The organism is Halocola ammonii, from assembly GCF_049334165.1.
Taxonomy (GTDB): Bacteria; Bacteroidota; Bacteroidia; order Flavobacteriales_D; family Sanyastnellaceae; genus JBEGHD01.
In genome coordinates this window covers 165,394-178,423 of the sequence record NZ_JBEGHD010000008.1, presented here as the reverse complement: position 1 = coordinate 178,423, position 13,030 = coordinate 165,394, and the positions used below count along the sequence as shown (strand labels likewise).

14 protein-coding genes are annotated in these 13,030 nt (G+C 41.7%); 11 read left to right on the top strand and 3 right to left on the bottom strand.

The window, feature by feature from the left end; translation table 11 throughout:
* Nucleotides 1-13: 13 nt before the first annotated feature.
* The 6 genes from ABHV44_RS10055 (at nt 14) to ABHV44_RS10030 (ending at nt 3,740) form a co-directional block, all read left to right on the top strand.
* Nucleotides 14-355: a hypothetical protein gene (locus ABHV44_RS10055; RefSeq protein WP_459074555.1), complete on the top strand. Its 342-nt coding sequence runs from the start codon at nt 14-16 to the stop codon at nt 353-355.
* Between the two features lie 6 nt (nt 356-361).
* On the top strand, nt 362-1,501 hold the full coding sequence (locus ABHV44_RS10050) for a type II secretion system F family protein (protein ID WP_459074554.1): 1,140 nt from the start codon (nt 362-364) through the stop codon (nt 1,499-1,501).
* A gap of 43 nt (nt 1,502-1,544) precedes the next feature.
* On the top strand, nt 1,545-2,030 hold the full coding sequence (locus ABHV44_RS10045) for a hypothetical protein (RefSeq protein ID WP_459074553.1): 486 nt from the start codon (nt 1,545-1,547) through the stop codon (nt 2,028-2,030).
* The gene (locus ABHV44_RS10040; RefSeq protein ID WP_459074552.1) at nt 2,027-2,320 is read left to right on the top strand and encodes a hypothetical protein; all 294 of its coding nucleotides are present in this window, start codon (nt 2,027-2,029) and stop codon (nt 2,318-2,320) included. The genes ABHV44_RS10045 and ABHV44_RS10040 overlap by 4 nt, the downstream gene beginning before the upstream one ends.
* Nucleotides 2,321-2,468: 148 nt before the next feature.
* The gene (locus tag ABHV44_RS10035; protein ID WP_459074551.1) at nt 2,469-2,801 is read left to right on the top strand and encodes a hypothetical protein; all 333 of its coding nucleotides are present in this window, start codon (nt 2,469-2,471) and stop codon (nt 2,799-2,801) included.
* A 72-nt stretch (nt 2,802-2,873) separates the two neighbouring features.
* Nucleotides 2,874-3,740, top strand: a complete 867-nt coding sequence (locus tag ABHV44_RS10030; RefSeq protein ID WP_459074550.1) for a hypothetical protein — start codon at nt 2,874-2,876, stop codon at nt 3,738-3,740.
* A 436-nt stretch (nt 3,741-4,176) separates the two neighbouring features.
* Here ABHV44_RS10030 and ABHV44_RS10025 read toward each other — a convergent pair whose 3' ends face one another.
* A complete protein-coding gene (locus ABHV44_RS10025) occupies nt 4,177-6,027 on the bottom strand; it encodes a choice-of-anchor L domain-containing protein (RefSeq protein ID WP_459074549.1) in 1,851 nt (616 codons plus the stop codon).
* A 218-nt stretch (nt 6,028-6,245) separates the two neighbouring features.
* Here ABHV44_RS10025 and ABHV44_RS10020 point away from each other — a divergent pair, with 218 nt between their 5' ends.
* Both ABHV44_RS10020 and ABHV44_RS10015 read left to right on the top strand, forming a co-directional pair.
* Complete coding sequence (locus ABHV44_RS10020; RefSeq protein ID WP_459074548.1) at nt 6,246-7,052, top strand: SOS response-associated peptidase; 807 nt, start codon at nt 6,246-6,248, stop codon at nt 7,050-7,052.
* A 90-nt stretch (nt 7,053-7,142) separates the two neighbouring features.
* Entirely contained in the window at nt 7,143-7,688 is a 546-nt protein-coding gene (locus ABHV44_RS10015) for a hypothetical protein (RefSeq protein WP_459074547.1), read from the top strand.
* Between the two features lie 499 nt (nt 7,689-8,187).
* On the opposite strand, the gene ABHV44_RS10010 is transcribed toward ABHV44_RS10015, so the two are convergent.
* Nucleotides 8,188-9,003 (bottom strand): DUF2797 domain-containing protein, encoded by an 816-nt coding sequence (locus ABHV44_RS10010; RefSeq protein ID WP_459074546.1) that lies wholly within the window; start codon nt 9,001-9,003, stop codon nt 8,188-8,190.
* 166 nt (nt 9,004-9,169) lie between these two features.
* Here ABHV44_RS10010 and ABHV44_RS10005 point away from each other — a divergent pair, with 166 nt between their 5' ends.
* Complete coding sequence (locus ABHV44_RS10005) at nt 9,170-9,802, top strand: thioredoxin family protein (RefSeq protein WP_459074545.1); 633 nt, start codon at nt 9,170-9,172, stop codon at nt 9,800-9,802.
* A gap of 11 nt (nt 9,803-9,813) precedes the next feature.
* On the top strand, nt 9,814-10,128 hold the full coding sequence (trxA, locus tag ABHV44_RS10000; protein ID WP_459074544.1) for a thioredoxin: 315 nt from the start codon (nt 9,814-9,816) through the stop codon (nt 10,126-10,128).
* A 235-nt stretch (nt 10,129-10,363) separates the two neighbouring features.
* Here trxA and ABHV44_RS09995 read toward each other — a convergent pair whose 3' ends face one another.
* Nucleotides 10,364-10,939: a hypothetical protein gene (locus tag ABHV44_RS09995; RefSeq protein WP_459074543.1), complete on the bottom strand. Its 576-nt coding sequence runs from the start codon at nt 10,937-10,939 to the stop codon at nt 10,364-10,366.
* Nucleotides 10,940-11,160: 221 nt separating this feature from the next.
* On the opposite strand from ABHV44_RS09995, the gene ABHV44_RS09990 reads away from it, so the two are divergent.
* The gene (locus ABHV44_RS09990) at nt 11,161-12,621 is read left to right on the top strand and encodes a Do family serine endopeptidase (RefSeq protein WP_459074542.1); all 1,461 of its coding nucleotides are present in this window, start codon (nt 11,161-11,163) and stop codon (nt 12,619-12,621) included.
* The last annotated feature ends 409 nt before the right edge of the window (nt 12,622-13,030 follow it).

Here is a 13,030-nt window from a genome sequence, read left to right as displayed (position 1 = left end):
ACTGAACTCTCGCATGATTAGATTTTCTTCCGCGCTAAATGAACAGTCTGAGATCAGTCGTCTACACATGATGTTGTACTCGGATATTGACGCTGCAGACAGAATACAATTTTCTACAGAACGACTATTGATTTCTCATAATTACAATGTGGTCACATACTCGTTCAGCGACAATGTAATAGTCCGGAATGCTACTGTTCCAGATACAATCATCAACAGAAACGCATCAGTCAATCTAATAGACCACGACTACGGAGATCAATCTATTCGTATTATATTAGATCCATCTTCAGATCAACCGACAACTTTCTCCTTTTACAAGGAATATGATCCTGAAAAAATCATCAATCACTAACGACCATTGTCAGTAAACCTCAAGGAATATCGGAAGAAAGCCAAGACTGGGAGCAAGGTCCGCAGAAAGGAAAAAACAAGTATCCTTGATCGTGATATTTCAATAAATCTATCGCGATTTGGAGATAAGAAGAAGAAACGGTTGTATTCCGACCTGGCCCTTCTTATCAAGTCGGGACTGGATCTCAGAGCTGCACTAGAAATGGTAGCGGAGGAATTCAAGTCGAAGAAAGATAAAGACCTGGTCCTCGGGATACAAAAAGATGTCGTTGCCGGCCAATCCATCTCGGATGTATTAAAAGAGAATGATGGCTTTGGGGTTTACGAAGTGGAAAGCGTGCGAATTGGTGAAGAAAGCGGTAGGCTGGTCTATACATTCGACTACCTGACGGAATATTTTGACAAACGGATCACATTGAAGCGCCAATTGATGAGAGTACTTGCCTACCCAATGTTCGTAATTTTTGTCAGTGTTGCAGTGATTTATTTCATGCTCAACAACGTGGTTCCGTTATTCTCAGATATCTTTAAAAGATTTGATACTGAATTGCCCACAATCACAAAATGGATCATCTCCATTTCTCAATCTTTTTCATTCTACTTGGGATTCTTCGTAATTTTTGCCATTGCCATGGCTGTATTGATGATCACTCAAAAAAACAAAGTTTGGATGAGAAGATTTGTGGCCAGTGCGCAGCTAAAATTCCCATTCTTTGGAAAACTTGTAAGAAAAATTTATTTGGCTAGATTTTGCCAGAGCATGTATCTTCTAGTCAGCTCAGGTAACCCAATAACCTCGAGCCTGCAGCTTTCACGGGATATGATAAATTTCTACCCAATTGAAGTTGCACTCACACAAATCACAACAGAAGTTGAACAAGGGAAATCACTGCATGCCGGGCTATCTGAGTTCTCAATTTTTGAAAAACGAATGGTTTCACTCATCCGTGTAGGAGAAGAAGTAAATCAACTTGACAAGATCTTCGAAGAACTCTCAGAACAATTCAACAGTGAGGTAGAGCATCAATCATCAATCGTTGGGTCGCTTCTCGAACCGGCTCTCATCATATTCATTGCGCTATTTGTTGGAGTGATTTTAATATCCATGTACCTCCCTCTTTTCGAGCTAAGTAACGTTATTAAATAAATCAGATGAACCCTACCTTGCCTCTCAAATTAACGATAGTCACTTGAAGGCTTGCTACAAATATGAATTCGGCTATGTAAATGTGGACGGTGAGTCTGTCTACCTCACGAATACCGGCAATTGGACTGAAATTGCCCGGCTCTCTACAAAGACGCAACGTTCTCACTCGCGTGACATGAGAAGATATTTTAAGCACACGATTTACCTTGTGGTTATTTCAATTGTTGCTGCGGCTTTCGTGATTTACAATGTCTTTTTTGGGGTTTACAACATGGTCATTCTTATTGGCCTGCCTGTTCTCATCTACTACCTATACCAATACCTCAAAAATGAAATGGGTCCTGCCTTCGCCATTCCGCATCACAAACTTCTTTCGGTAGAAAGCCAAGGAAAATCAACCATCATCACTTACATCGATGGCGAAGGCGATGAAGTGAATGACAAGCTGGTGAAGCTGGAGGAAGAAGGACAAGAAACATTGAAAAAACTCGCTCAGTTGAAATCTGCCGTCCAAACGAAAACAGAATGAAACCCTTCAACTGGATTACTTCTGCGCTCACCATTGTCTTACTGACTGCTCTTTTTTGTTCTGAATATGCAATTCAAACCACCGAAATTGATGTGTACGGCCAGCCCGATGGAATGGGAATAATGTTATTGGTTTATCTCCAGGTCGGAATTTTTATTGCAGCCTCATTTCTTATTCTCATCAACCTATTGCTGCTCTTCAAAAAGCGAAACAGAACGCGGCACACTTTAGTTAACCAGGTTTCACTGATAGTTTTGCTGACTATGTTTTTGGCATTCTGGTTTCGGTAGCCCACTATCCCCACCCACCAATTTTCATTATCTTTCATTGCTAATGAAGTAACCTAAGTTCCAATCTCTGGTCCTACTGTCTCTTCTGAGTTTCCCCGCTCTGGCTCCACTTAATAGCGACCATGAGCCAAAGATGATTCTCGAGGCGATGCTGAGAAATGAAAAGTTCACGAGCACAATAAATTTTTGTCGGGCTGATTCTACTCAACTTATTTTCACAGACACTTCGGAATATCTCATGGATTACAACCGCAAAAAGCTCTGTAATAAAACCATTCAAATTGAAACTGATCTCAATTACGATTATTATGTAAACAGAAGACGTTTGCCGACCGATTCTAACAGGTTTCTTTTTCTACTCGACAACCAAGACGATACTATCTACTTTGAAATCTACGAGCCATGGGGTAATGGACTAGTTGGAGGATACTTTTTGCCCGAAGAAAGCAAGGTCGAAGTAACCGGCAGAGGTAATTTTTGATTAACTTGTCGGTCAACACTTTATCAAACTCACCAAACTCTTTCACTTAAGGGGCCAAAAAAACTAACTGTTATGAAGAAAAGTATTCTAATCTGCCTTGCCTTTCTATTTTCATTGTCTGCTTTTACCCAAAACACACTGGACCTGGAGTTTAATGAAATCTATTACAGCTGCTCTGGAAATGGGCTTCTAATAACGGAGTACTGTGATGGAACTGATGATAACTACCACTTTAGCTGGCAAAAGCAAGTTAGTGATGAGTGGACGGAAGTTGACGCAGATTGCCAATTAAACCTGATCTCTGAAAATTCTCAACCTATGGCTGACACGCTCAATTTAAGGTTGCAGGTCACCTATACTTTCACTGACGATACAACTACATCTGAACCATTCGCATTGGTAGTTTTTCCGCAGTTTGAGTGGGAGTTTGAAATAGGAGATGTCAATGGAGACGCTATGGGATGTGAAATTTCATTCAACGCATGGATCAATTCAAACTCAACAGGTTTCGATACATATGAAATAGCATGGACGAGTGAAAATTTGGATTGGAGCATGACCTCTTCGCTGCAGTTTTGTTTCGACCCCATTTCGTCTGGCAACAATGTGGGATTGGTATACGCGAATGTCTGCGAAGGAGCATACGGTTGTTGTGTGGGTGATACTGCCTTTGTAGTTTTCTCAGACAATGGCAATGGCATTTGGGGAAACGGAGATGAACTGATCTTCCAAAATTCAGCTCCACCGGGTTTCGATGAGGGCTCAACAAATTATGGCGACATAGATGAAAATGGGATTATAGATGCTGCAGACCTCGTTCTCTTTTTAGCAGAATATGGGTGCGAAGGAGATTGCGAAATAGACTTTAACTCTGATGAGCTACTCAATACGGAAGATTTTCTTCTCTTTCTTTCCAACTTCGGAGCAGAAGGCTTTTAATCTTTAGCGAAAGAACCTTCCCTGGTGGAATATGAGTTCTGTGAATAGTTTACCTCCAGACTCGGGGGGAATTTATTTTTCACCTTTCATTTACTTCTACAAGCTTATCTATTTTTTCTCTAATCCTTTGAATTGCTAATGAGAGGTTCAACCTCTCTTTAAAAGATTTAGGTGGTATTTTAATCCAGTAAGTCTTTTCAGGACCTACTACCTTGTACATGAATAAAAAAACAAAGTCAATTGACCCATAGGAAAAACCTGAACATGTTTCGGGCTTTCATAATACATGTGAGTGAATGGTCTTTTCAAAACTAACTCTCCTTTATCCATATAAACGTCATAATGAAAAAAGTTTAACCGAAGGGTAATAACAATAGTTGTAGTTGATTGATTTTTGGCCTTCCATCCAATCGGACTAATTCAAATTGAAATCAGTCTATTTCTTCACTATTCTATGCACTTCGTATGATCCATCGCCTGAGTTCACTCTGAGGCAATAAACACCCGGAGATTCAGGCAGAACCAGATTTAAGTGGCTTTTTCCAAATTTCACCTGCCCTTTATGTATTACTCGTCCGGTAAAATCAACTAGTAGGTAATCCTTTATTTGGGTACCGCATTCCAAGGTGATATCACCAGTGGTTGGATTGGGGTAGATTTTGGAAGAAGTCTGCTCTCTAATCTCATCTACAACAACACCTGAAATATCATAACACTCCGAAACCACAGTGCATCCATCCAGTGTGATGGTGACGGCATAACTACCGTTCTCTGTGGCTACGAAAGACTGATTGGTTTCCCCCTCAATAGGCTGCATTGAATTATTGCAGTCGAGCCATTGGTAATCGGCATCGCTCTCTATTGAAGTCAAAGTATTCGCTTCCTGTGTCAGAAACGTTTCTATATTAATCGGTGTCACTGTTACTGAACTGGTCTCTTGTCCTCCACACTGATCCATCATTGAAAAAACAAAATCCATTTCCTGTAAAGGACTGACGATAGTAGAAAGTGAAGTATCTCCATTACTCCACTGAAAGTCATACACACCAATTCCTGAGGTAATTGTGGGGGTCAACTCAACGTCACCCTCAGAGCAAAAACTCACAGACTCTTCGAGAACGAAGGATGGCGGGACATAGTCAAGAATATTGAATTCTGCATTGAAAAGAGTGTCTACTCCTCCTGTCGAATCTTCATTCCAGACTTGAATGAAGAGAGTCTCAGTTTCTTCAGAGACCATATCATCTAGGGGCTCGATCGTCACAACATCCACACAGGTGGAAGCATCAAGGACTACAAAATCAAGGATTCCTGAGTAGTCTATTCCGTTCACTGATGTGCCTCCAGTGCTGATAAAGATTGTATCGTTCTGATTAGTTTCATTATTGTAGACTGGAAAATTGATATAGCTGCAGCCTTCAATCAAGGTAGAATTCTCAAGAGGGTCAGTAATGTTCGTCAGGTCAGGAATTCCAGAACTAAGGCTATTCCCCTTCAAGAATATCCCAGAATCATATGCGGCATCGTAATTATCAGCGATTGCCAATTTTATATGATAAGTTTCGCCACACTGAAGACCTCCTGCATCAGCCTCCATTACAGTTGTAAAACCGTCAAATTGGATACTGTTTGATGAAGGTGAATCAGGTCCGTTATTAATATAGAACTCACAGTTCACGCAAGGCCCTGTAGTTCCATCCTCTCCATTATTGACGGTTGATATAGACACTGGGGTATCGGTACCAGGAATCAGAGCTATGTTAATACCGTCATTGGAAAAAGGTCCTTCAATTCCTGGTCCACTCAGAAAAAAACCAAACACATCATTGATTGAATTTACATACTCGGGATATTCTTCAGATCCAAAGACAAATTCAAAACTTATGGAATCGCTGGTAGCTACAAAATCAAATTCAAGGACAGCGGCATCATGTAACTCAGAGTTTTCTAGTAACTCGAGGTCCGTATCAGAAGCTTCCAAATATACTCCCCCGACTGTTTCATTGGCTGAGTCATTTGGACCTTCAACAAGACTTACATCACCTGTTACAAGCACTAAACCATCTTCCAGCCCTAGTCCACAGTCTTCACAATTGAAGGAACCAATTTGCTCAGAACCTCCACTGAATTCCAAATTGGAGATTACAACGCCATTGCCCGTGAGGATGTCTACCGCTTGCTCAGGCGTGACATCACTGTTAGTTGTTAATTGTGCGACAACGATTTGTGAGAACAAAGTGAAAAACGAGGCAAATAGGAGTTTTCTACAATTTAAAATTCTAGTCATGGTAAGTTTAATAAAGGTATAAAAGAGGAGCAAATATAGGGTTTACGAGCAAATGAATCTTCAACAATAAAATCTCGAACTTTATAACTTAGAAACCTATTCAAGCTTGCAAGACTGGAAAACAACACACAGAAAATTCAGTACCTGTAGCGCAATCAGCCCCTTCTCCACCCACCATTTTTCTTTACCTTTCATCACTCACTAAAAGCGATTTTCAAATGTGCGGGCGATACGTTACCATCAGCAAAGTTGAAAGCATCGAAAAGCGGTTCAAGATCACTATCCCGGAGCCAAAGAAACACGTGCCCAACCCTAACCTGGGACCTGGACAAACCGGACTGGTAATTACCCAGGAAGAGCCCAAAACGGGTCAGTTTTTCAATTTTGGCCTCACTCCTTTTTGGGCTAAAAAAAGAATGTATCTCTTTAACGCTCGCAGTGAGGGCGACCTCAACAAAGAGAACGATCCCCAATTTTCCGGGGCAAAGGGTATCATCAAAAAACCGGCTTTCCGAAAGCCTATTCGCTCGCAACGCTGCCTGGTGGTTGCTGATGCTTTCATCGAAGGACCAGAAAAAGAAAAGTTGAGCAAGCCTTATGTGGTTTACCTGAAAAACAACCAACGGCCATTTGCCTTTGCCGGCCTCTACGATCAGTGGGTAGACAAAGAAACCGGTGAGATCTCCAATGGATTCTCAATCATCACAACCACTGCCAATCGGGTTTTGCAAAAGGTCGGACACCACCGCAGTCCGGTGATTTTAAAACCGGAAGACGAAAACCTCTGGCTCGATCCCGAAGCTGCGTTAAATGAAATCACATCACTTCTCAATCCCTACCCTGCAGATGAAATGAACGCCTACCCGATTTCTCAAGACATCAAAAACCCGCGAAATCACGAAATGTCATTGCTGCAGCCAGTGGGTCAGCGCGTTGAAAAAGAATACGACTATTCAGTTGAAGAAATGCTCCAACTCTGGGGAATGGGCGAAAGCCCAGCAAGACAAAGGAGAAAGGATGAGTAGGTGGTTAGGTATTTTGGTAATTGGTAGATTTAGTAAGCGAAGATTATTTGAGGTAGGCTCAAAATATTACACTTCGAAGTAAATAAATTGATGATACAGAAAGAACACAATCAACGAAAAGCAGAGATGAGGAAAAACAACGTGAAGGACAGAAGAAAGAGGCTTTTTCCAAAACATGCTTTGATCATATTAATGTTTTCATTCTTATTTACTTCACAGTCAATGTGTCAAAGAAGCAATGCCCATGGACCATTGACGATTGAGTTTGAATATTTATCAAGTGTACTTTCTGAAGAGGCAAAATCGAGAATTATCGACTTCACTGAATTCTTTATGGATCAAGATGGCCTAGTATTGGTGTTAGTAAATAGCTGTATTTGGGAACATGAAATTGACCCCATGATTGGGTGGAGAAGAGCACAAATAATCAGAGATTTTATCTTAGCTAAACATAAAGGTTACTCATCAGACGATATTGCTGTGATCCACAGAACCCTTGAGGAAACCTATGGCGAAAAGAATCTATCGCGTATCAGAGAAAATTCGAATCGTGTTGACATTTCTGATGTTAGTAAATCTATCAAAGAGGATGATTGCAATACTCTCGCACTTGAAATGCAGTTTCTTTTAAGATAAAGTGAAAAAGTAGAGCAATGGAAAGTAAATCACTATCCCTATTATTTTTAGCATTTCTGCTGCCTTTTGGTCTTTTCTGTCAAGATCTGGTATTCGAAAATAATGGGCCTATTCGCATCTTTCTTGACCAACCCTCATCGTGTAATTATCGTGTACTAAACAATAACGAAATAGACTCAATTGCAAACGACTTAAAGTTCCGTACTTCTCAACTACCTGAAAATTACAGTTATTCTTATGTGTTAACCATCGTAACTAGTGACTCATTAAAAACAGGTTGTTTTAACGAGCTCTGGATCTATGCGGGAGGTATAGTTGATCGGATGCAAAAACTACATGACTTGAGTCTACAAGTAGAAGCTCTTTCAGTTAAGCCATATTTTACTTATCGAGAACCACCCTATCTAAGTATTAATGGCTTAATTCTGTGCACCGGGAAAAGTGAGTAGGTTTATTGTTGTAGAAGGATCTAGAAGGAAAGAAACTAACCCAAACAACTCTAAACCTCCACCGTCACCTTATACCCCGCATGCGATCGCATGTTGATCACGGTGTTGTCTCCAAAAATAAGGTACTGGCCTTTGATTCCGATGAGTCTTTGTTCGATTACCGGCACCTTGTCGAGCTTTACCGATTTCACCTTTTTGGGATACTCTAAAACCGGATACTTTATTTCGGTGATCTCGTCTTCCATCACCACAAAATCGTGGTACTCTTCGGGCATGAAATCCAGCAAGTGCTCCTTAGTTTCCGTCAATGACATTTCATTGGTGAATTTGTTGGTCAGCATCTGCCGCCAGTTGGTTTTGTCGGCAATGTGTTGTTTCATCTCCACTTCTATCAATCCAGCCAATTGTCGGTACGGAACCTCCGCAAGCAACAGCGCTTCCACAGCTCCCTGGTCGATCCAGCGGTAGGGAATATTCGTCTCGCGGGTAACTCCCACTTTCACTCCTCCGGTAAGCGAGAGATAAACCACATGCGGTTGGTTGTGATGTTTCTCCTCCCACTCCTTGTCTCTTAGCGCTATCCCTTCGTGGATACGACTGAGCTCAGGATGGATAATGCTTTCAGCTGCCTGAGGAGCGGTCTTGAAAGCTTCCCACGACATCCCTTCTCCAAACGTCTTCTTGATCTTCTTACCGGTAACCACACAGTTGATCTGCCCCTGGAAACGTAAACTGATTTCCTTGCCGATCAATTCGTTCATTTCCACAACCTCATCTTCCTCTAGCACATCGTAAAGTGGCAGTCTGTATTGCACTTCGTCTTCGAGTGAGGTGCGCATCTTGCGAATGTTACCGGTCTTTTCCATTATCCAAAATTGATTTTGATCATTGCAGGCAAACTTACGAACTATCAAATTTGTTTAATCAAAAGAAACAGCCGAGTTCCCGTTGACATTTCCATAACGAATTCGGGATTCGAGTGTGACTTAAATCACGGAACTTTGCAACAGAATTAAAGAACTTTGCACGAATATGAATGCACTAGATAAATTGATTGAGGCCGGTTACGAGTCGGCATTGTCTTACTCCGAATATTGCCAGCTAATTGACAAACTTCACAACGAAGAAAAAACGACTGGCGCGGTTCAATCGGATGTGCTGCTCGAATACAGCAAATTGAATAAGCACCGCATGGATCGCATCGGGAGGAATGTCAAAATTTACGATGAGACTCAAGACATTTTAGATTCGATCGATGAGCCACTCACCTGGATTTTGATCACCGAAGCGTGGTGTGGCGATGCCGCTCAGAGCCTGCCTGTTATAAATGCAATGGCAGAAGCTTCGGACAAAATCAATTTGAAACTCGTTTTACGGGACGATCATCCTGAGCTTATGGACATGTTTTTGACCAATGGAGGAAAATCAATTCCGAAACTGATTTGTGTGAGTAACGAGGACGAATTGCTTTTCACCTGGGGACCTCGTCCAGAGGTTTTGCAGCAAAAAGTGAAGAACTATAAAGCACAGTCAGAGCCCAAACCTGAGTATTCGGAATTTGTGAAGGATCTTCAAAAGTGGTATGCCAAAGACAAAGCAAAGAGCATTCAGTCGGAAATTGCCGACCTCATCAAAAATGAAGTAACTATAGGTGCTGCAAATTAAAATCAAACAAAATGAAATCTAATTTTTCAGAAATAATCAAAGGTGACAAACCCGTACTTATCGACTTTTACGCTGATTGGTGCCAGCCTTGCAAAATGCAGGCTCCAATTTTAAAAGAGCTCAAATCGAAATTGGGCGATGACGTGAAGATTGTGAAAATTGACACGGAGAAGAATCAGCAGCTGGCGGTAAAGTATCAGGTGAGAAGTATTCCCACTCTCATGATTTTCATGAATGGAGAAGTGAAATGGAGAAAGTCCGGAGTTGCTCAGGCGGGCGAGTTGGAGCAGGTCATTAATGGCTTGAAGTCTGAGGCGCAAGGATGAATTATGGATGATCAATTACGAATTACGAGTTTTTGACCATCCCTGGATATGGTTGACCGATTTGGAAGTTTACTGCCAAAAAGGCTTTACGACAGCGTAAAGAGAAAACATGAAGAGAGTTCAGGTTTTAAGGTGCATTAAGGACGCTTAATTAACCTTAATGAAACCCCTTAATTTCTTAATGTTTCAAAAACATAGCGGCAAACATTGCACCTTATGCGGCTTGGCGAGAAAGTTATCTCTCCAGATCGAGCTCAAAAAGAATTTCCCTGCAAGTGTTGTGGTCTCCCAGATGGCACAGAGCCAGTTTGTCGAATGAATAAACCTCTTGCTTCATCTGATACTCCGACTCGCCATATCCAAGCGTAATGTGCGGATCGAAGTTGATTCCAGTATGTTCAGCCAGAAAAGAACGCGCATAATTCACCGTGCCCTCACCTGCCCGACCTTTGTAAAACATACTCTCTTCCGGTGCCTTCTTTTGAAAATCCCGCATGGTGGAAACTGACTGCTCGTGCAGCTTCATCAACTCGTCACTGCGCTCAAACTTCAGGTGGCAGAGCGCTTTCTGTCGGTGATGCAGACTTACCACTCCGTTCTGTTTCAGTTTTATACCCGTGAAAAGAGCTGACATTTTTTCCCACAATTCTGGCAGTAGTTCCTGATCCACGGCTGCCATCGCCAGGGTGAGATGCGGCAGACAACCCGATCGAAAATCAATACCGTCTTTTTCAAGACGATCATTTATTTCCAGCAGTTCCTGTTTCAAGTTTTCGGATGGCAAAAGTACCAGGTCTATGGCTTTGGTCATGTGTCAAAATTACATTGATCACTGCAAACATTTCAACCTGCACTTGAACTTTTGACAGTATTGCCAGCTATCTTTCGATTTATCGTCATTGTAGGCCAGTCAGGCGAATGCTTAACAATTATTAAGAACGCCAACTGATCAAATCGGGAATCTCTGGCGTTAAATTTGAAAGTCGCACATCGACAAACTGAATTAAAGGACTAAATAAAACGAGATAAAAAATGAAACGATTTCTCAGTGCATTTCTAATTGCAACCCTGGGTGGATTTGTCGCCCTGGGTACTTACAAGCTCTACCTCGAGCCTGAAACTACAACACTACAACAATCGCCATTCACTTCACAGCAAGTGAAATATGTAAACATGCCTAATGTAACTCCTCCAGAAGGAAGTTCGGATGATTTTGTGATGGCAGCCGAAAGATCGGTTAATGCTGTGGTTCACGTAAAAACAGAACAGGAAGTTCAAAACGTTTATAATCCATGGGCAGAATTTTTTGGACAAAGCCGTGGAAGCAGCGAACCACACGTTCAGCGAGGTTCTGGCTCAGGAGTGATTATTTCCGAGGACGGTTACATCACTACCAACAACCACGTAATTGACGGTGCTGACCGCATCAAGGTAATTTTGAACAACAACAGATCTTACGATGCCACCTTGGTAGGTCACGATCCGGCCACAGATTTGGCAGTTCTAAAAATTGACGAAGCCAACCTACCAACCATTGCGTTTGGAACTTCCGACAACGTTAAAGTTGGCGAATGGGTATTGGCAGTCGGTAATCCTTTTGAGTTGACATCTACTGTTACCGCTGGAATTGTGAGCGCAAAAGCGAGAAATATCAATCTCTTGCGCTACGATCAAAATGAAGAGGTTTTCCCGATTGAGTCATTCATACAAACGGACGCAGCAGTGAATCCAGGCAACAGCGGTGGAGCACTTGTCAACACCAGAGGAGAGTTGATCGGAATAAACACAGCCATCGCCTCCAGAACGGGCTCGTACTCTGGCTACTCTTTCGCCATTCCTTCGAGCATCGTTAAGAAAGTCGCCAACGACATTATCGAATATGGAAATGTTCAGCGCGGCTATATCGGTGTAAAAATTAGCGAGGTGAATGAAGAAGTTGCCGAAGAATCTGGACTCAATGCCATTCGCGGAGTATATGTGAACGGTCTCATGGCAGATGGCGCTGCGGCTCTTGCGGGAATCGAAGAAGGAGACATCATTCTTTCTGTCAATGAAAGAAATGTGAATTCTGTTCCTTCGCTTCAAGAGCAAGTTAGTAAGTATCGTCCAGGAGACAAAGTGAATGTCACCGTTTGGAGAGATGGAAAAACCAAGGATCTCGATCTCACATTGAGAAACAGCTCAGGAACTACTGCCATTGTTGAAAAAGCTGAAGCTTACGAAATCGAGAAGCTGGGAGCTTCATTTTCTGAAGTATCTGCAGACCTCAAAGGTAAACTCAACATTTCTGGAGGGGCAAAAATCGAGAGTCTCGGTGAAGGCAAGTTCAAGAACATAGGAATCAAAGAAGGTTTCATTATCACGAGCATCGACAGAAATAAGATCGAATCTCCCGAGGATCTTGAGAAAGTACTCAGCTCTAAATCTGGTGGAGTACTTATCGAAGGTGTTTATCCAAATGGAACAAAAGCTTACTACGGATTCGGATTGTAATTTCTGAATGTAGAGTTAAGTAGATTAGTACACAAAAAAGTCCAGGCGGCATCTGCTTCCTGGACTTTTTCTTTTCCCTAAATCAAAACAACAAAAACACTTAACCATGAATTTGAACCAAAACCTCTATTCAAAAATGCCATTAAAAAAGGTCCTCCTTTTGGGAAGACCTTTTCCTATCGCACTTTGGTTAAGATAAAGTATTTAGACTGTTATTTCTTAATTGTCGCATAGCAAAACTGACTTCCCGACTTAGGAATGCAGCAGCAACATATTGTGGTCACTAAGATTGCTATGGTTTGGATAAGTATCATCAGTCGGTTTAGATTGTATCAAATATAGATACTTTCTTCGAATACTCCAAATCCATCGATGAATTTTATTTATTGATCGTTGAAATTAAAAGACA